Below are 18,139 nucleotides of genomic sequence, written 5' to 3'. Positions count from 1 at the left end.
GTTAGTCGGCGTCCGGCACTACCGTGAGGTGTGCGCGGCGGCGCTGACGAGCGTCATGAACACGGCGAGTGCGGAAGACTGGATGGTTGGAGTTACGCGGGTCTGCACCATCAAAGTTGGCGGAGTAATCAATGGGATCTGCGCCAGAGCCAGTCGTGGAATCGTCGACGAGCCCGGTGGTCACACGGCCGGCCTCACGCACGGCCTCAGCCAGCGCGGTGAGATCATCATCCTCATCGAGCTCAATGCGGTCGACGCGCACCATCTCCCACCCTTGTGGTGCCGTAATGCGCTCACTGTGCTTCTCACACAGGTCCCAGGCATGGGGATCGGTATCCTCAGAAAGCGGGCCCACGACGGCAGTCTGCTGAGCGTAGGCATAGGTCAACGTCGCCACGGCGGGGCGGCCGCAGCCGGGGCGGGAGCAACGGCGGGAGCTATTCACGGGCCCAAGTCTAAACCCAAACTTGAGATTTAGATAGTCCCACGCGGCGCGCCCCATAACGAAGGGATGCCGGTGCGCCTTAAACTAAGCCGCATGACCACGCCTCGCCCCCACATTCGCCCGGCCCGCCACCGCCACGGCCGCGGCGCCCGTGGGCCACTGCTGCCGCATGCAACACCGCGCTATCGCAGCAGCGCCGAGCGCTTCGACATGGCGGTGCTTGAAGCCTATGCCCCCATTCAGAACGCCTTCGCCGAACAGCTCGCGGGCCTAGATCTCGCCGTCGACACTGTGCCTCGCATGCGCCTGTCTGTCGATATGACGGTGATGCCAGATGAGATCATCGCGGATGGCCCCATCCCCTTGGGACGCATTGTGCCGGCTGGCGTTGATTCAGCGGGGCAGCCTACGCGTGCCCGCCTCGTCATTTTCCGTATGCCCGTGGAAGAACGCGTGCGCTCAGCTCAGGAGCGCGAGGAGCTACTCGCTACCGTCCTCACCGCCCTTGTAGCCAACTACCTCAATGTAGACCCTGAGGATATCGATCCACGCTTTAGCTGGTAAAACGCAAACCTCCCCCGACACCCTGCAGGAAGCAAAGGTGCCGAGGGAGGTGAAGATGCTGCACTACCAGATCCGCTGCGCTAGCCGACTTCGCGTTTTAATCGGCGGCGCTCGCGGTCTGACAATCCGCCCCAAATTCCAAAGCGCTCATCGTGCTCCAGTGCATATTCAAGGCATTCATCACGCACAGCGCAGGCCTGGCAGATGCGCTTGGCCTCACGCGTCGAGCCTCCCTTTTCCGGGAAGAAGGCTTCCGGATCCGTCTGGGCGCACAGCGCCTGGTCTTGCCACTCCTGCTCGACGGCACCAAAGAGTTCATCGAGCGACATCTCTGCAGCAGCACCGCCACGGAGAATAGCGCTGTTATTCGTTGTATCGTCCACGCCGCTTCCTTTCTCCGAGGTCGTTTCTCTCTCACGTCGGTGGCACCGACCCTACACCGAAACTTTCTTTCAGTGCCGCGCCCGCCGTGCCGTTGATTACACTGATGTCATTTCACACCGGATCACTAAATATCGTCAACCTGTCAGGAGTGATTTTTTCGCAATGTCGACAAAAGCGCAGCACGCGATCCTCAACTTTCACACCAGTCACAGCACCCCGACGGCGGGGGTGAACATCGGGGGTACTACATATAGTGGCACCCTCTTGTCCTGTGAACAATTCCAAGGTTTCCACGGCGTGTCGCCACCCATGCGCGCAATTCTCGTGGATCTCACCGGCACCACGAAAACCTTCCGTCACTCCTCGAGCAGACGGCGGTGGTGCCAGAAAAAGAGGCGCTGGGAGAAACTCTCCCAGCGCCTCGGGCTGTGTTAAGCGTCAGAGCTAAAACGCACGCCCGCATCCGGCAGGTTCACGCCCGGGAAGACGCGCATGCCTCCCTGCAGCTCGCAGCGTGCGCCAATCGTTGCACCCTCACCAATAACGCAGTTATCGATGTGCGCATTGGCTCCGATGTGCGCACCCGAAGCGATGATGGAATTGCTGATGATGGCGCCCGGCTCAATGGTCACCCCATCGAAAACCACGGTGCCGTCAAGGCGTGAGCCCGCACCAATCACCGAGCCGCGGCCCACGGCCGTACCGGAGAGCAACAGCACGCCACCAGCAATACCCGCGGATTCATCCACCACAGATTCACCCGTGTGACCAGCCAACAGCGGCGAGTGCGCGATGCCGCGTACCAAGTCAGAAGAACCGCGTACGAAGTCATCTGGGCGGCCCATGTCGCGCCAGTAGGAGTTGTCCACGTGACCCACCACAAGGCGGCCAGACTCGAGGAGCTGCGGGAAAGTCTCACGTTCGACGGACACCACACGATTCGCCGGAATGGTCTCAATGACTTCACGCTTAAACACGTAGCAGCCAGCGTTGATCTGGTTTGTCGGCGGGTCCTCGGTCTTCTCCAAGAAGGCCGTCACGCGCCCCTCCGAATCCGTAGGCACACACCCAAACGCACGCGGATCAGCCACGTTGAGCAGGTGCATCGTCACGTCCGCATCCTTGGAATGGTGCGTATCGAGAATGCCATTGAGGTCCATGCCGGAGAGCACATCACCGTTGAACACCATGACCGTGTCGTGGCGCAGCTTGTCGTAGACATTGCGGATACCGCCGCCGGTACCCAGTGCGGTCTCCTCCACCACGTACTCGATCTCTAGGCCCAGCTCGGAGCCGTCACCGAAGTACTCTTCAAAGACCTCCGCCTTAAAGGACGTGGAGAGCACCACATGCTCAATCCCCGCTTCCTTGATGCGGGCCAACAGATGCTGAAGGAAGGGGTAGTTGGCCGTCGGCAGCATCGGCTTCGGCGTACCAATCGTCAGCGGGCGCAGGCGAGTACCGCGGCCTCCCACCAGAATGACGGCATCGGCCGTCGATCCCCACTGGGGCGCTGATTCAGTCATATCGATCCTTAAACTCTCACAGATAAGTCACCGTTAGTGTATAGGGCGCGTGCCCTAGGAGTTGTCGCGGCACGCGCTCAAAGCCAGCCCGCGTACCCGCAATCCCAGCCACAGCACTGCGCGTAAAGGCGCTTCGAACCACTGTGGGTATCGATCCGCCTGAAAACGGTAGGCGGAATCATGGTGCGCACGCAGCATCGCGCCGCGATGAGCCTTCGTCGAATGCCCTTTAGCGTGAGTAATCACCGCCGAGGGGCAAAAGATGTTGCTCCAACCGGCGCGAGTGAAGCGGTCACCCAAATCCACATCCTCCATATACATGAAGTAGCGCTCATCAAAGCCGCCAATGGCGTCGAACGCCTCCCAGCGTACGAGCAAGCATGAACCAGATAGCCAGCCGGCAGGCCGTTCATTGTCCATGTCAGCGTCATCGCGGTAGGCCTTCGACCATGGGTTAGAGGGCCACACGGTTCCGAAGAGAGCGTGACCGATGCCCGTGAAGAGCGTTGGCACCGCGCGGGCGGAGGGATAATTCGTTCCGTCCGGTTCGACGATGCGCGGGCCCACGGCCGCAGCCTCTGGGTGGCGACGCGCACACGCTATGAGCTCGTCGAGGGAGCCCTCACTAAAAGTCACGTCAGGGTTCGCAATAAGGAAAAACTCCTCATCCACTCCGCGCGTGCGGGCAAACCGGGCACCGGCGTTCATCCCAGCGCCATAACCGCTATTTCCTCCGGTGTCGAGGAACTCCACATGCGCATGATCCCGCGCGGCGGCCTCCGGCACGCCATCCGTGGAGCCGTTGTCGGCGAGGATGGTGAGGGTTGGGTGGGACGTCGCCAAGCACAGCGAGTCCAAAAAGTCACTGAGGTAGCGGCCCGGGGAGAATGTCACCGTGACCACAGCCAGGGGTTTGCGTAAATCTTTCACGATGGCATCGAGCGTACCCAACGACGACGCGCGCACGCGCTCGCGACACTGCTTCACGTTTTGACCGCTTGCTCACTTAAACTGTTGCCGTGACTTCCCCGAACTCCCCGCGCGCCGCCCGCCACATCCAGGCCGCGCCGTCGCAGTCCGCACCCGCAACCCAGCGTGGGTCCACGCCGCTCAAGGCCATCGTGGCCTTCCTCTCCGCCGTGGTCCTCGTGCTCTCCGGTGTGGGTTACTTCACCGTGGGCAAACTGGGCAATGACATCTCCTCCGCCTCGAATTTGTCCTTGGGCAACGACGGGGGGTTTAAGGATCAAGGCATCGACGGCGCAGTGGACATCCTGCTCGTGGGCAAGGACTCCCGCACTGATGCCAAGGGAAATCCTCTGTCTGAGCAGGAGCTGGCGGATCTCCACGCGGGTGTGGATGAAGGCGAGGAGAATACGGACACCATCATGGTCATCCGCATTCCCAACGATGGCTCGCGCGCCACGGCTGTGTCGATCCCGCGCGATACCTACGTTCACGACAGTGAGTTTGGCAACACCAAAATCAACGCCGTCTTTGCACTGCACAAGTCCGCAGCGATGGAGGAGTTGACGCAGGAGAATGCCGAGGCTGAGGCTGAGGGCAAGAAACCGCCACACACTGAGAAGGAGATGGAGCAGCTCAGCACGGAGGCGGGACGTACAGGGTTGATTTCCATGGTGCGCACCCTCACGGACGTCAGCGTGGATCACTACGCCGAGGTGGGCCTTCTGGGCTTCGTGCTGCTTACCGACGCCGTCGGGGGCGTCGACGTCTGCCTCAACGACGCCGTGGATGACCCGATGTCAGGCGCCAAGTTCCCGGCTGGGCGCCAGACCTTGCACGGCGCAGAGGGCCTGTCCTTCGTACGCCAGCGTTACGACCTCCCGCGCGGTGATCTGGACCGTATCGTGCGCCAGCAGGCCTATATGGCATCGTTGACCTCGAAGGTGCTGGATTCCGGCACGCTCACGTCCCCAGGCAAACTCAACAAGATTGCGGATGCGGTGGAGCGCTCCGTGGTCATCGATGATGACTGGGACATCATGGGTTTTGTCACGCAGCTGGCAGGCCTCGCCGGCGGTAACGTCACGTTCACGACGATCCCGGTGACCTCCATTACCGGCACCGGCGATTACGGCGAGTCTGTCGTCACCATCGACGCTGCCGAGGTACATCGCTTCATGGACGACCTGGCCAAGTCCCAGGAAGCTGCGGAAGACGACAAGAAGGCTGAGGAGGAAGCCTCGGACGAGGCCGCTGACGATGGCGACAAACCCGTGGCTGAGGGACTCAACCTCCACGTGCTCAATGCCGGAACCGTCGACGGCATGGCCGGCGGTATCGGCACGTGGCTGAAAAACGTAGGCTACACAGTCGAACGCACCGCCAACGCGCAATCAGGCCTCTACACCGAGTCCCAAATTGTCGCTGCTGATGCCACCGACGAGCGTGCCCTCGCTCTGGCCGAGCAGCTCGGTGGCCTGCCGGTTACCGCGAACGAGAACCTTGAGCCAGACACCTTCATCGTCGTGGCCACGGATGATTACGCCGGCCCCAAGGATGACTCCGCCATGGAGCAAGAGGCTGAAGCGGAATCGAACGAGGTGGCCGAAGACCAGCAGGTAGGCACCCCGGGCGATGACTTTGGTACAGCTGAGGTGGCGCCGGAGATCGATGCCGGTGGCGACGGCCCGCGCTGTGTGAACTAAATACACCGTGGCGGGCTTCGTGCCCGCCACCTACGATGGGCGAACATGGAACTCCTACAGCACCTCCTGTCCGCCGATGCCTCCGCGCCGCGCCTCAGCGTCTACAACGAGTCTGACGGCACGCGTATGGACTTCTCGGCGCAAACGCTGGAGAACTGGACCTCCAAGATTGCCAACATGCTGCTGGAAGAGCTCGACCTTGAACCCGGCGCTGAGTCCCGTATCCTCATTGACTTGCCCGTGTCCTGGCAGTCAGCGGTCATCGCGCTCGGCGCGCTAGCCGCCGGTATCCCCTTCGATGTGACCGATGGCGCATCTCCGGTTGGGGCTGTCGAATCTGTCGCGGTGCTTTTCACCTCCCCCGAAGCCTGTGCTGAGGGCTCCACAGTGCCCGGGGCAGACACCGTGCTGGTTACTCAAGATCCTTTTGGACGCGGCGTAACCGAAACCGGCGGAAAGCTCCCCACCGGCACCATCGATTTTGGCCCAACCGTCCGTTTCTACGGCGATCACTTCTACGGCACCACTACGCCACTACCGGAGCTTTTCCCCACCGAAGGGGGCGCTGAACGCGTGCTCTCCCAAGGCTGGACAGACACCTCCTCCTTCGAGCGCGCAGTACTCCAACCACTCGCCGCGGGCGGCTCCGCCGTCATTGTGGCGGGCCTGTGCTCGGCGGACCGTTTGAAGGAGATCGCGGACAACGAGAAGGTCACCGTCCGCGCCTAGGCGGCGCCGTGAGATAGTGGAGCAATGTTCAGCTGGCTCTACATCTTCATTGGGGTACTCATTCTCGTGGGTACGATCTGTCAGGGAACCATCGGATTTGGGCTGGGCACCATCGCCACCCCTATCTTGGCGCTGATTAAGCCAGAGCTGGTTCCCACTCTCATCCTCCTGCTGGCCTTTGTCATTTCAACCACGACGATGCTCAAGGCTCGCACAGCGGTGTCCTGGGACATCGTGGCTATTTCCTCCATCGCGCGCATCCCCGGCTCACTCGCGGGTGCGTGGGCGATTGCCTCCCTGTCTCACCGTGGGCTGTCCATTTTCATCGGTTGCGCCGTCATCTTCGCCATGACCTTGTCGAGCCTCGGCTGGTCTCCCAAGCGCACAACAAGCAACATCGCTGTCGCCGGAGTGGCCTCTGGCTTCTTAGGTACTTCGACCTCAATTGGCGGCCCGCCCATGGCCTTGGTGCTCAAAGGCTACGATCCTGCCCGCGTGCGCGGCACGCTCTCCGGCACCTTCATCATCGGCACGCTCATCTCCCTGGCCATCCTCGCCGTAAACGGGCAAGTCACCCAGCTGCAGCTCACCGCCGCCGCAGCCTATCTTCCCGTGGCCATTGTGGGGCTCATCGCCGCTGGCTACCTCAACCGCTTCATCAACGCGAAGGTGCTCTATCGCATTGTCGTCATTGTGGCCATGAGCGCTGCCGCAGCACTCATTGTTGAAGGGCTCGTTGCAGCCTAGCGTCCGCGACCTACTGTCAGGGTCAACTGCCAGGCACACGCTCCACACTGACCCGATCTGCCAAAGAGAACACCTCCGGTTCACGTTCTGGCAATAACTTCGTCAGCTAGGCCAGTTAGATGGCTCTGAGTAATCAGGAGGGTCAGGCAAGTCCGGCGGAAGATATCCCAAGTGCTCGCTGTACTCCCAGGGCTTTGGTTTGGGTGGCAACACTCCCTCATGCCAGAAGCCGATGAACTTGAAGTAGCGCTTCTCGAAGTCGGGATTCCTGGCATTAGCTATCTGGTCGATGACGTAGTCCAAGTGGTGCGCCACGCAATGACCTGTGTAGCGCAGCGTTAGCCACCCAATCAGCGCACCTTCGTTGTTTTTCCAGTGGTCCCGCAGCCATGCCTCTTGTTGGGAATGAAATTTCATCCCGTTGATTTCTACCGCAACTTTGAGCGATGGGAGCACAATGTCCCAGGTGTAGTGGCCGATAACAACGTTGCACTCAACCTTGAGCCCACGCCTTTTCAATCCCTTGGCCACCTTGACCTCCGCACCAGAGTCTGTGAACAAAACAGCCTGCTCCAGCATCCGTTGGCTTGCAACAGGGGTGACCTTGAGCGCTTCGCGGTGACTATCCAGGCGAGCCCGCCCGGCCTTTGAGGAATAGATGGACTCAAAAACGCGAATCCCCAGCTCAGGACTAACTTTCGTCATTGCGACAAGAGGATTAAGGACCCGGATCCCAGACAGCGTAACAAAGCTTTCGACACTCACCCGTGTGTGCACATAAAAGGTTGATGTCGGCATTCTCTCCACACTGGCGAGCCTCAGTGGAAAAGTGACAGTCTCGCCAAGGAGTACCTGAGCAGCCGTTGTACCTGTCGCCTTAAGGAATGGCCGGTGCTCCTGCAAAAGCTTCAATAGTTCCAATGGCTCGGGCCTACCCCAGACGTAGAGCCCCCTGGCGAGACGCGTAATCTCTCCCCGGCGCACCCGAGTTGCAAGCGCACCTTTAGATAAGCCGCGCACAATGCCGTGTTTCATGTCATTCCCCCCCGGAAAGCTCGGCCCCAAACTAACACGGCGCACCGCTGAGTGCAGAGCAACTGCCCTATCTGCCGAAGTTATCGTCTCTGGCTCAAGATCCAGCCAGATCTTTGGCAACAAGGGCAGTAATATCCAATGCCACTAGGAGTGCACCGCTCAGCACCAAGAAAGCAGCTCTAGCGAAGAGATCCCACAATAAAACTGCGAAACCGCCGGGCAATCTGCGCAATCTCCTCCCTCGCGTAGTGCCCCGGGGACCAGGCCGCCACCAGCGGCACACCGTCCAGAGACTTTCCACCATCGACCACGTCGAAGCCCACTAGTCGCGCCGGTTGCAGCTCAGTCATCAGTGCCACGGCCTGGCCCGAGCGGGCCAAGGCACTCAAGGTTGCGGTGTCATCACACTCAACGTGAGAGCCGAGGCTCAAGCCTGCCCTTCCAATAAAGGAATCAAGCACCCCACGAGAAACGCTGCGGCGCGTGGGAAGGGCAAGTCGCTCCTTCAATAACCGCTCAGCCTCCACCGCAGCCGATCCAGCACACTCCAGCGCCAAGGGGTGCGTGGACGGCATCCAAGCACGAACAGGAACTGAGCCGAGCGGCAACGAGGCAACCTCGGGTCCTGGCGGTATGGGTGCGATGACGAGGTCGGCAGTGCCCTCCAATGCTTCAAACACCTCGTAGTGCGACACCGGAAACGTGGTGAGCAAGGGAACAGAGGAACCCGCTGCTTCAATGAACGGCGCAAGCAAGGTAGAAATTGTCGTCGGTGTCGCTGCTACCCGCAGTGCGGCAACGTTGCCCGAGCGCAGGGCATCGACTGCTTGCCCGGCGCGCGCGGACTCCGCGAGGAGGCGCCGGCAGGTGGGGATGAGGGCATGGGCGGCGTCGGTAAGCACCAGCGCTGACCCGGCGCGGGCGAAGAGCTCGAGGTCCAGTTCCTTCTCGAAGCGACGCAGCTGGCGACTGAGCGCCGGTTGGGTAATTCCCAACTGCGTAGCTGCGGCTGTCACCGTGCCAGAGTCTGCGAGTGCGAGAAAATATCTGGCTTTCACCATGTCCATTTCTCTACTCTTAGCACGACCTATGCCCTTAGGGAATAGGTTTCCAGCTTTCTAGACATTAGACAACATAAAATTAAGTGAGAATAATGAGACCATCGCCACATCAACCTACGGGAGGTTTTCTATGTCACACGTCGGCACCGCTATTGCCGAATCCCTCGCAGCACACAATGTCAGCCGCGCGTTCCTTGTCCCCGGCGAAAGCTTCCTGCCCGTCCTCGACGGTCTCTACGATTCCCCTGCCGAGGCCATCGTCACTCGTCAAGAAGGCGGAGCGGCCTATATGGCGGAAGCCCACGGCAAGGCGACGGGCCAGCCAGGTGTGGCTATGGTGACTCGCGGCCCCGGCGCGGCCAATGCCTTCGTGGGTATCCACACTGCGTGGCAGGACGCCACCCCGCTCGTGCTATTCGTGGGACTCATCCCCATCTCGGACCGTGACCGCGAGTCCTTTCAGGAGTTTGACCCGAAGGCCTGGTTTGGAACCCAGGCCAAGCAGGTCTTCGTTCTTGACGATCCGCAGCGCGCCTCCCGTGTCGTAGCCGAGGCCTTTTTCCAGGCCCAACAAGGCCGCCCCGGCCCCGTGATCGTGGGCTTGCCCGAGGACATCCTCCACCGCGAGTTCACCGGCACTATTCACCCTCCCATCCAGGTTGCTGACGGCGCTCTTTCCGACGCCGACCTCAACCATCTCAGCCGCGAACTCACGCAGGCACAGCGCCCGCTCATATTCGCCGGCGGACCGCGTTGGACCCCGGAGTCCGCCGCAGCCATTACCCAGTTTGCCGAGGACAACCACATCCCCATCATCCAGGACTTCCGCGCCGCTGACCGTGTGCCTTTCGAGTCCCCGGCCAACGCCGGGTGGCTGGGCTACGGCCGCGATCCACGCGCAGCACAACTGCTGGAGGAAGCCTCCCTCGTGCTCGAGGTAGGCGCAGTACTGGGTGATGTCCCTACTGACGGCTATACCCTGCGCCAGTCCACCGATGCCCGAAACATCGTCATCAGCCCCGATACCAGCTTGCGCGGCCACTCCGTCGCCCTAGAGCGCCATATCGTGGCCAGCCCTGTCGCCTTCACCAGCGGGCTGGAGCGCCTCAACGTCGGGGGCGCGGAGGCGCGTGAGGAGTGGTTCAACACTGCTCATGCGAACCACCTAGACTTCGCAACCCTACCTGAGCCTGCCCAGTACCGCGCAGGCAAGGAGGGCACGGCCCACATGGAAACCGTCTTTGCGGCCCTCCACAAGCAACTGCCCAAAGACTCTCTCTACACCTTCGGCGCCGGCAACCATTGCATCTGGGCCCAACGGTTCCTTCGTTCGACGGTCTACCCCTCGCAGTTCAGCGTGCGCAACGGTTCCATGGGTTATTCCGTCCCCGCCGCTGTAGCCACCAAGCTGCAGTTCCCTGAGCGCACCGTGGTCACCATCGCCGGCGACGGCGAGTACCTCATGAACGGCCAAGAGCTCGCCACCGCCCTGCAGTATGGTGCGCCGTTCCTCATCATCGTCATGTCCAACGGTGAGTTCGGCACTATCCGCGACCACCAGAAGAAGCACTTCCCCGACCGCGTCTCCGGCACCCAACTGGTGAACCCGGATTTCGCGGCGGTCGCCCGCGGCTTCGGTGCACACGGCGAACTCGTCACCGAAGACTCTCAAGTCCCCGATGCCGTCGCCCGCGCCCTAGCTGCCATCAACAACGACGGCGTACCCGCGCTCATCAACGTCATCACCGACCAAGACCTTTCCTTGCCCATCGATTAAAGGAGGCTCACCATGAGCACCACGCATAATCCCTCAGCGGCATCCTCCGTGCCCGCCAGTGAGCTGAAAGAAGGTGAGCACCGCGTCGGTGATGATGTCGTGGCCAAGCAGCGACCGGCGGCGTCCACCGCCTCATGGATCATCACGCTCTTCGGCACCGCCGTGGGCGCCGGAATCCTCTTCCTGCCGCTCAACGCTGGCGGTTTCGGCTTCTGGCCGCTCGTCTTCGCCACCGTCTTCATCCTGCCGCTGGTGTACTTCTCACACCGCACCTACGCGCGCATCGTGGCCGGTGCCCCACAGGAAGATCATGGCAAGGACATCCTTGAGCTCGTTACCCAATACTTGGGCAAGGGCTCGGGTGTCGTCTTCGCCCTGCTGTATTGGATTACGGTCTTTTCCACCGTGCTGATCTACGGCGTCTCCATCACCAACGCGGTGGACAGCTTCATTGTCAATCAGCTCGGCGGCCCTTCGCTGAACCGCTGGCTGCTTGCCACCATCTGCGTCGGAGTCATGACCGGTGGATTTGCCATCGGCCGCAAGCCCATGATCTGGCTGGCCCAGGTACTGGTCTACCCTCTCATCATCGCGCTGGCGGTGACCTCCATCTACCTCATTCCTCGCTGGGACCTCCAGAGCTTTATCCACTTCGATGACGGTGCTGATGGCTGGGGCCAGATGCTTAAAGGCATCTTCCTCATCCTGCCGGTTCTGGTCTTCTCCTTCTCCCACATGGCAGCGCTCTCGCAGTTCGCCATCGATATGCAGCCGCAGTACGGTGAGAAGACCGAGAAGCGCGTCTCCCGCACGGAGCTCTACACCGCCATCCTCCTCGTGGTGTTCACCATGTTCTTCGTGTGGTCCTGCGTCCTTGCCTTGGGCGCGGATGGCATGAATGAGGCCCTCGAGCAAAACATCCCGGTGCTCTCCTACTTCGCCAACGTCACCGGCACTCCCTTCATGGCCTACATGGCTCCCATCGTCGTCATCTGCGCCATTGTGTCCTCTTACTTCGGACACATGCTCGGCACCGAGGAAGGCACCGAATACTTGATCAAGACAGCCGCCCCGAAGCTGGCAGAGAAGGTCTCACACCGCACCGTTCTTAACATCATTTATCTCATTGCCTTTGTCGGCACCACGCTCGTGGCAGTGTTCAACCCGTCAATCATTTCCATGATTTCCGTGGTCTCCGGTGTATTCGTGGCGTTCATCGTCTACATCGTACCGGTGTACATGTTCAAGAAACTTGATGTATACAAGAAATTCCGTAACGACCCGTGGAACTACTTCGTCTTCGGTATGGGCGTGCTCATCATGGCCGTCACCATCTGGGACCTGCTTTAGAAAGGAACGTGAATGCTTCGCAGCGATCTCTCCAGCTTCCCTGAATACAAGGTAGGCAAGGACTACCCTGATGCCCTCAAGCTCTCCTCCAACGAGGTTGCCTTCTCCCCGTCGGAGAACATCATCGCCGCGGCTGCCGACGCCGCCCGCACCACCAACCGTTATCAGCAACCCGGCTCCCCGGAGCTCACCAATGCTCTGTGCAATTACCTTGACGTACCCGCGGACAATATCTTCGTATCTGCTGGTTCGACACCGATTCTGCAGGCCACCATCCTCGCATGCTGCCAAACGGGTGATGAGGTCATCGTGCCGTGGCGCAGCTTTGAGGCTTACCCCCTCTACGTGCGCATGGCCGGTGCCGTCCCAGTCCTCACCCCACTCACGGCGGATTACCGGGTGGATCTCGACGCCGCCCTAGAAGCCCTCACCGACAAGACCAAGCTCATCATCTTGTGCAATCCCAACAACCCGACGGGCACGGTCATTACTCGGACCGAGTTCCGTGATTTCATGGACCGCGTGCCTAAGGACGTCGTCGTTCTACTCGACGAAGCCTACTGGGAATACAACGATGCCCCCGATACCCCGGACTCCACCGAAGAATACCTGCGTTATCCCAACTTGCTCGGCGTGCGCACTTTCTCCAAGGCCTGGGGTCTAGCAGGCATGCGCGTGGGCTACGCAGTAGCCGGCCCCGAGATCATCAACGCCCTGCGTCTACTCTCCCTGCCTCTAACGGTCACCGCCATGGCAGAGATGGCCGCTGTAGAGGTGCTCAAACACCAAGACGAGCTTCTCGACGCCGTCGCTACTACCAAAGCCCAACGTGACCGAGTCGCGGAAGCCCTCGGGGCCGAGAAATCCTACGGAAACTTCGTGTGGCTTCCCCGCGGCGACGCTGCCGAAGTTGAGAAGAAGATCCTCGACGAAGGCGTAGTCATCCGCCGCTATCTCGACGAAGGTGTGCGCGTGTCCATTACCAATGAGCAGGAAACGACGCAGTTCCTTGAGGCGTGGGAGCGGGCCGGCATTCAGCCGTGGTGATATCCGCCAGCAAGGCCTCTAGCCCTAGGCGGAACGACTCATCGGCATAGGGGTTACGGTCCGCTGTATTGCCCGCTTCTGCTCCATTAGAGTGCGGCAGGAAAGCTTCACGAGCTCTAACAAGGTGAGGTGCCTCGACGGCATTTTCAGGGGGAATATCAAAAATCTCCTCTGGAGCATGAACGTCGTAGGCACTGCCGTAAATAAAGGATTCAAGCGCCACAATGCGCGGCATGATCCGCTCATCCGACAAGCCAGCTTTTTTAAACACTTGCACGACGAGCTCGTACATTTCCATCGTTCGCGGTGCACCCGAGATTGGCGTGACGGCGATAAACTGCACCAAAGGGGTATGCCGAGCACAGACATCACGATAAGACGTGGCCCAAGCGGAAAGTGCCTTATAAGGCGTGCTCGTTGGTGTAACGCCAAGCGCGGCATAGAGAGGGCCACAGTCGACTTGCTCCATGACCGCATCTTCGACAAGTGTAATGAGCTCTTCTTTCCCCGAAACGTGGTTATAGAGCGCACTGGTTCCCACACCGATTTCACGGGCAATGCGTGACATAGTCAGTTTTTCGTAGCCTTCTGCCCCCACAATGGTGAGAGCGGCCTCTGCTATTTTTTCCCGCGTCACCAGTGTTTTTGTGGGACGTCCCTTTGATCGACTACGGGTCACAGTTCATTTCCTTGTCGTGAGTTACGTTTCTTCGGTACAGTGATACGTGACACAAAATGAATCACATTCATTTTCTGCCTAATTGTCCCTCCATCATCCCACAGGAACGGAGTCCCCATCATGACCTCCCTCATTAAGTCCGATAACCCGGTCATCGAACGAGACGTCGTCGTTATCGGCGCCGGCCCGGCTGGCCTCATGGCTGCCCACACTTTGAAAAAGAAGGGGTTAAGCGTTGCCGTTCTTGAAGCCCGCGACCGCGTTGGCGGCCGCACCTGGAACGGCAAAGTCAAGGACGACCAAGGTGTTGAGCACTTCGTCGAGCTGGGTGGCCAGTGGATTTCCCCTGACCAGACTCGTCTGATCGAGCTCGTGGACGAGCTCGGCCTTGAGACCTTTTCCCGCCACCGCGAGGGCAAGTCCATTTACGTAGCTCCTGACGGCACCCGCCACGAGTACGAAGGAACCGTATTCCCCACGGATGAGAAGACGATCGCTGAAATGGACCGTCTTATCAAGATCATGGATGATCTTGCTGCAGAGATGGACCCGGCAAACCCGTGGTCTCACCCAAAGGCCAAAGAACTCGACTCCATCTCCTTCCGTAATTGGTTGGAGACACTCTCCGATGACAATGAGGCAATTGACAATGTCTCCATCTACGTAGCATCCGGCATGCTCACCAAGCCGTCCTACACGTTCTCCACCCTGCAAGCAGTACTTATGGCGTGCTCCGCAGGATCCTTCAGCAACCTCGTGGATGAAGATTTCATCCTTGATAAGCGCGTCGTTGGCGGTATGCAGTCCGTCTCCCTTACTTTGGCCGAGGGCCTAGGCGAAGACGTCCACCTTGGCACCCCAGTACGCGAGCTCCACTGGGCTGAGCCAGACGCCTCTACCGCAGATGAACTCAACAAGATTCAAGCTGACGTCCGCAATGGAGTCGAAGGTAACGGCGAGCCGGGTAACGTCACTGCTTACTCGGAAAAGGTCACTGTCAAGGCTCGTTTCGCTGTTCTGGCCGTGCCGCCGAACCTGTATAACCGCATCTCTTTCGTCCCCCCGATGCCACGCGACCAGCAAATCGCCCATCAGCACATCTCCATGGGTCTTGTTATTAAGGTTCACGCTGTTTACGACACTCCGTTCTGGCGTGAGGAAGGCCTCTCCGGTACCGGTTTCGGTGGCGGACGTTTGGTTCAGGAAGTGTATGACAACACCAACTACGGCAAGAACTTTGCCGAGTCTGCCGAAGGAGAAGAAGACACCTACGGTACCCTCGTGGGCTTTGTTTCCGATGTCTACGCTGAAGAGATGTGGCACCTGCCTCCCGAGGAGCGCAAGGTCCGCATCCTCGATGCCATGGCGGACTATCTCGGCCCGAAGACCAAGGAACCCATCGCCTTCTACCTGTCCGATATGGCCGCTGAAGAGTGGACCCGCGGTGCCTACGCAACCTCCTACGACCTCGGTGGACTCTCCCGTTGGGGTCACCTTCAGAACCAACCGACAGGCCCGATTTACTACGCCTGCTCTGACATCGCCGCCGAAGGCTACCAGCACGTCGACGGTGCCATTCGCCAGGGCGAAATCGCTGCACTGACCATCACTGAGAAAGCGAAGTAAAGATGTCACCGGCAAGTTTTCCTCACCGAGGTGCCAGCGGCTGCATTGTGATCGGTTACGTCGCCACCGACTTTGGCAAAGATGCACTACAGCTCGGTATCGCCTTGGCAAAGGAACGCAACGTACGCCTCGAGATCGTCATGGTCGCACCGGCACAGAACTCTTTCTCCGGTGTGTACCCGCACGATCGCGGGTATGGATCAATCTTGGAGGAGCAAATCGCCGGTTGGCTGGAAGAGGCCTTGGCTGCGGTCCCTGAGGGGATCGATGCCACCGCTCGAATCGTTCCCGGCGAGTCTGAGGCATCCGCCCTGAGTGAGACCGCTGAGAAGCTAGGTGCGGACCTACTGGTTGTCGGAGCTCGTAAGGGTGGTCTGTTCGGCCGCTTCCAGATGGGAGCAGCAGTCAACGTACTTCTTCACTCCGCCCCAGTTCCCGTTGCGCTTGCCCCACGCGGATTTTCGCACCCCGGTCCGATTGGGCGCATCACCACATTCTTCGGACCCCGCCAAGGAACCTCTGACGTCATTGCCATCGGGCTCGACCGAGCTCACCGTCGTGGAATCCCACTACGCTTGGTCTCCCTCGTCCTCAATGGTGAGTCTGACATGCAGGGACTCGGAACCGATGTGCCCAGCGCACTTAACGCCTACGCCAACCGCAAACTAGCCGATTCCGCACAACACATGCTTGATGCAGGCCACGCCACAACCGAGGTGGCATCCGGCAAGGATGTAGCTGCAGCCTTGGAGAAACTCGACTGGGAGGACGGCGAAATTGCCGTTGTAGGTTCCTCCCGAATGGCCGTGCCGGGTCGTCTTTTCCTCGGCACGACAGCATCCCGCATGCTCCGTTTGATCCCTGTCCCCATGGTTGTTGTTCCCGCCGGCTACATGCAGGCAGGAGAAGAAAACAACCTTCTTCCGAAAGGTGGTAAGAACACATGACCACCACCACTCCCCCAACGAACTCGTCCACCAAGACCTCAGGTGGCGCCTCAGACAAAGGCTTGGCAACTGGCCGCGTCGGATTGCTAGGTGCTGTTGTCATTGGTGTTAGCTGCATTGCACCTACGTACACCTTGACCTCCGGTATCGGTCCCACTATTTCCGCAGTGGGACAGTACGTCCCAGCGGTACTCCTGCTCGGCTTCATCCCCATGCTACTGGTCGCCTTTGCTTATCGTGAGCTCAACAATGCGGTACCAGACTCTGGTACCTCATTTACGTGGGCCACGAAGGCTTTTGGGCCGTGGGCAGGCTGGATGGGCGGCTGGGGCCTAATCACCGCAACTATCCTTGTGCTGTCCAACCTTGCAGCAGTTGCTGTGGACTTCTTCTACCTGCTTCTAGGTCAACTTTTCAATAGCCCGGCGATAGGTGAACTCACCCGAAACTTGTGGGTTAATATCCCCACTACCTTCGTATTTATCGCCATCGCTGGCTACATTTCCTACCGCGGCCTGGATTCGACCCAGAAGCTGCAGTACGTCCTTGTGGTTATTCAGATTTCCGCAATCGTGCTTTTCGACGTTGTCGCTATCCATAACGCCTACAACAATGGAGGCTTCGATTTCACGCCGATCTCCCTAGAGTGGTTCAACCCCGTTGGAATCGGTAGTTTCTCACTTATCGCTGCAGGTATCTCGCTTTCCATCTTTATGTTCTGGGGATGGGATGTAACCCTCACGATGAATGAGGAAACCAAGAATCCTGAAAAGACCCCTGGCCGCGCTGCGACGATTACCGTGCTCATCATCATCGCGTTGTACATCCTCACGGCGCTCGCTGTCGTGACGTGGGCAGGCACCGGAGATACAGGTCTTGGTGCGGGCAACCCAGAGAACCAGGAATCAATATTCGCAGTGCTCTCCGAACCGGTCCTTGGTAAGGCCTCGATTCTCATTTACATTGCCGTCTTGTCCTCGTCTTTCGCCTCACTGCAATCGACGATGGTAGGTCCTGCCCGCACATTGTTGGCGATGGGCTACTACCGTGCCCTGCCTCCAGCATTTGCAAAGATCAGTCCACGGTTCCGCTCTCCTTCGACAGCGACCATTGTCTCCGCAGTTGCAGCAGCTCTGTTCTACGCGGTCACTCGTCTCATTTCGGAGAACGCACTGTGGGACACCATCGCTACCATGGGGCTCATGGTCTGTTTCTACTATGGAATCACGGCCGTGGCCTGCATCTGGTACTTCCGAACGGAATTGTTTAGCTCGGTGCATAACATCATATTTAAGTTCCTCTTCCCAACTGTCGGCGGCGGATTCTTGCTCATGATGTTCTTCATCACCGCGTTCGATTCCATGGACCCGTCCTACGGATCTGGTTCAGAAATCGGTGGTATCGGAATGGTATTCATCTTGAGCGTCGCCGTCTTGGGCTTAGGCGTCATCCTCATGCTGTTCACCCGTTTCGCCCACCCAGGGTTCTTCAAGGGCGAAACACTCAAACGAATCACCTCTTGCGACGACGACCAGCAACCGCTGGTCTAG

17 protein-coding genes are annotated in these 18,139 nt (G+C 59.5%); 10 read left to right on the top strand and 7 right to left on the bottom strand.

The window, feature by feature from the left end; all coding sequences use genetic code 11:
- Window position 1 precedes the first annotated feature (1 nt).
- Window positions 2–397, bottom strand: a complete 396-nt coding sequence (locus CSING_RS03540; RefSeq protein ID WP_042533099.1) for a DUF3499 domain-containing protein — start codon at window positions 395–397, stop codon at window positions 2–4.
- Window positions 398–538: 141 nt separating this feature from the next.
- Here CSING_RS03540 and CSING_RS03535 point away from each other — a divergent pair, with 141 nt between their 5' ends.
- Window positions 539–1,009 (top strand): metallopeptidase family protein, encoded by a 471-nt coding sequence (locus CSING_RS03535; protein ID WP_042529768.1) that lies wholly within the window; start codon window positions 539–541, stop codon window positions 1,007–1,009.
- A gap of 80 nt (window positions 1,010–1,089) precedes the next feature.
- On the opposite strand, the gene CSING_RS03530 is transcribed toward CSING_RS03535, so the two are convergent.
- From CSING_RS03530 to CSING_RS03515, 3 genes are all read right to left on the bottom strand, one after another.
- Complete coding sequence (locus tag CSING_RS03530; RefSeq protein WP_042529766.1) at window positions 1,090–1,392, bottom strand: WhiB family transcriptional regulator; 303 nt, start codon at window positions 1,390–1,392, stop codon at window positions 1,090–1,092.
- A 432-nt stretch (window positions 1,393–1,824) separates the two neighbouring features.
- Window positions 1,825–2,919 (bottom strand): mannose-1-phosphate guanylyltransferase, encoded by a 1,095-nt coding sequence (gene manB, locus CSING_RS03520; protein WP_042529763.1) that lies wholly within the window; start codon window positions 2,917–2,919, stop codon window positions 1,825–1,827.
- Window positions 2,920–2,973: 54 nt separating this feature from the next.
- Window positions 2,974–3,870: a glycosyltransferase family 2 protein gene (locus CSING_RS03515; RefSeq protein WP_042533097.1), complete on the bottom strand. Its 897-nt coding sequence runs from the start codon at window positions 3,868–3,870 to the stop codon at window positions 2,974–2,976.
- Window positions 3,871–3,938: 68 nt separating this feature from the next.
- Here CSING_RS03515 and CSING_RS03510 point away from each other — a divergent pair, with 68 nt between their 5' ends.
- Genes CSING_RS03510 through CSING_RS03500 form a run of 3 tightly spaced genes read left to right on the top strand, consistent with a single transcriptional unit; the run spans window position 3,939 to window position 7,067 of the window.
- Window positions 3,939–5,591: an LCP family protein gene (locus CSING_RS03510; RefSeq protein ID WP_084226154.1), complete on the top strand. Its 1,653-nt coding sequence runs from the start codon at window positions 3,939–3,941 to the stop codon at window positions 5,589–5,591.
- 45 nt (window positions 5,592–5,636) lie between these two features.
- On the top strand, window positions 5,637–6,320 hold the full coding sequence (locus CSING_RS03505; protein ID WP_042529761.1) for a TIGR03089 family protein: 684 nt from the start codon (window positions 5,637–5,639) through the stop codon (window positions 6,318–6,320).
- Window positions 6,321–6,344: 24 nt separating this feature from the next.
- Window positions 6,345–7,067: a sulfite exporter TauE/SafE family protein gene (locus CSING_RS03500; RefSeq protein ID WP_042529759.1), complete on the top strand. Its 723-nt coding sequence runs from the start codon at window positions 6,345–6,347 to the stop codon at window positions 7,065–7,067.
- Between the two features lie 102 nt (window positions 7,068–7,169).
- On the opposite strand, the gene CSING_RS03495 is transcribed toward CSING_RS03500, so the two are convergent.
- Window positions 7,170–8,102, bottom strand: coding sequence for a type IV toxin-antitoxin system AbiEi family antitoxin domain-containing protein (locus tag CSING_RS03495; RefSeq protein WP_042529757.1), 933 nt, complete (start codon window positions 8,100–8,102; stop codon window positions 7,170–7,172).
- A 179-nt stretch (window positions 8,103–8,281) separates the two neighbouring features.
- The gene (locus tag CSING_RS03490; RefSeq protein ID WP_236684023.1) at window positions 8,282–9,163 is read right to left on the bottom strand and encodes a LysR family transcriptional regulator; all 882 of its coding nucleotides are present in this window, start codon (window positions 9,161–9,163) and stop codon (window positions 8,282–8,284) included.
- A gap of 130 nt (window positions 9,164–9,293) precedes the next feature.
- Between CSING_RS03490 and CSING_RS03485 the strand changes: the two genes are divergently transcribed.
- From CSING_RS03485 to CSING_RS03475, 3 genes are read left to right on the top strand one after another with little or no spacing between them, the layout of a single operon-like run.
- Complete coding sequence (locus CSING_RS03485) at window positions 9,294–10,940, top strand: thiamine pyrophosphate-dependent enzyme (RefSeq protein ID WP_042529752.1); 1,647 nt, start codon at window positions 9,294–9,296, stop codon at window positions 10,938–10,940.
- A gap of 12 nt (window positions 10,941–10,952) precedes the next feature.
- Window positions 10,953–12,290, top strand: coding sequence for an aromatic amino acid transport family protein (locus tag CSING_RS03480; protein ID WP_042529750.1), 1,338 nt, complete (start codon window positions 10,953–10,955; stop codon window positions 12,288–12,290).
- Between the two features lie 12 nt (window positions 12,291–12,302).
- Window positions 12,303–13,337, top strand: a complete 1,035-nt coding sequence (locus CSING_RS03475) for a histidinol-phosphate transaminase (protein ID WP_042529748.1) — start codon at window positions 12,303–12,305, stop codon at window positions 13,335–13,337.
- Here CSING_RS03475 and CSING_RS03470 read toward each other — a convergent pair.
- Window positions 13,270–14,016, bottom strand: a complete 747-nt coding sequence (locus tag CSING_RS03470) for a TetR/AcrR family transcriptional regulator (RefSeq protein WP_042529746.1) — start codon at window positions 14,014–14,016, stop codon at window positions 13,270–13,272. The genes CSING_RS03475 and CSING_RS03470 overlap by 68 nt on opposite strands.
- A gap of 120 nt (window positions 14,017–14,136) precedes the next feature.
- Here CSING_RS03470 and CSING_RS03465 point away from each other — a divergent pair, with 120 nt between their 5' ends.
- The 3 genes from CSING_RS03465 to CSING_RS03455 are packed head-to-tail and all read left to right on the top strand — an operon-like array spanning window position 14,137 to window position 18,139.
- Window positions 14,137–15,642 carry a flavin monoamine oxidase family protein gene (locus CSING_RS03465; protein WP_042529744.1) on the top strand — a complete coding sequence of 502 codons (1,506 nt, stop codon included), beginning with the start codon at window positions 14,137–14,139 and terminating at the stop codon, window positions 15,640–15,642.
- 47 nt (window positions 15,643–15,689) lie between these two features.
- The gene (locus tag CSING_RS03460; RefSeq protein ID WP_236684022.1) at window positions 15,690–16,589 is read left to right on the top strand and encodes a universal stress protein; all 900 of its coding nucleotides are present in this window, start codon (window positions 15,690–15,692) and stop codon (window positions 16,587–16,589) included.
- Window positions 16,586–18,139, top strand: a complete 1,554-nt coding sequence (locus CSING_RS03455) for an APC family permease (protein ID WP_042529740.1) — start codon at window positions 16,586–16,588, stop codon at window positions 18,137–18,139. The genes CSING_RS03460 and CSING_RS03455 overlap by 4 nt, the downstream gene beginning before the upstream one ends.

Source organism: Corynebacterium singulare, from assembly GCF_000833575.1.
In the GTDB taxonomy this organism is placed as follows: domain Bacteria; phylum Actinomycetota; class Actinomycetes; order Mycobacteriales; family Mycobacteriaceae; genus Corynebacterium; species Corynebacterium singulare.
The sequence above is the reverse complement of the archived record's forward strand: the minus strand, read 5'-3'. Positions and strand labels throughout refer to the sequence as shown.

Excerpts from the sequence above, each read along its gene's own strand:
- CSING_RS03535 (WP_042529768.1), top strand. The coding sequence starts at position 539 with ATGACCACGCCTCGCCCCCACATTCGCCCGGCCCGCCACCGCCACGGC.
- manB (WP_042529763.1), bottom strand. The coding sequence starts at position 2,919 with ATGACTGAATCAGCGCCCCAGTGGGGATCGACGGCCGATGCCGTCATT.
- CSING_RS03505 (WP_042529761.1), top strand. The coding sequence starts at position 5,637 with ATGGAACTCCTACAGCACCTCCTGTCCGCCGATGCCTCCGCGCCGCGC.
- CSING_RS03500 (WP_042529759.1), top strand. The coding sequence starts at position 6,345 with ATGTTCAGCTGGCTCTACATCTTCATTGGGGTACTCATTCTCGTGGGT.
- CSING_RS03495 (WP_042529757.1), bottom strand. The coding sequence starts at position 8,102 with ATGAAACACGGCATTGTGCGCGGCTTATCTAAAGGTGCGCTTGCAACT.
- CSING_RS03490 (WP_236684023.1), bottom strand. The coding sequence starts at position 9,163 with ATGGTGAAAGCCAGATATTTTCTCGCACTCGCAGACTCTGGCACGGTG.
- CSING_RS03485 (WP_042529752.1), top strand. The coding sequence starts at position 9,294 with ATGTCACACGTCGGCACCGCTATTGCCGAATCCCTCGCAGCACACAAT.
- CSING_RS03480 (WP_042529750.1), top strand. The coding sequence starts at position 10,953 with ATGAGCACCACGCATAATCCCTCAGCGGCATCCTCCGTGCCCGCCAGT.
- CSING_RS03475 (WP_042529748.1), top strand. The coding sequence starts at position 12,303 with ATGCTTCGCAGCGATCTCTCCAGCTTCCCTGAATACAAGGTAGGCAAG.
- CSING_RS03465 (WP_042529744.1), top strand. The coding sequence starts at position 14,137 with ATGACCTCCCTCATTAAGTCCGATAACCCGGTCATCGAACGAGACGTC.
- CSING_RS03455 (WP_042529740.1), top strand. The coding sequence starts at position 16,586 with ATGACCACCACCACTCCCCCAACGAACTCGTCCACCAAGACCTCAGGT.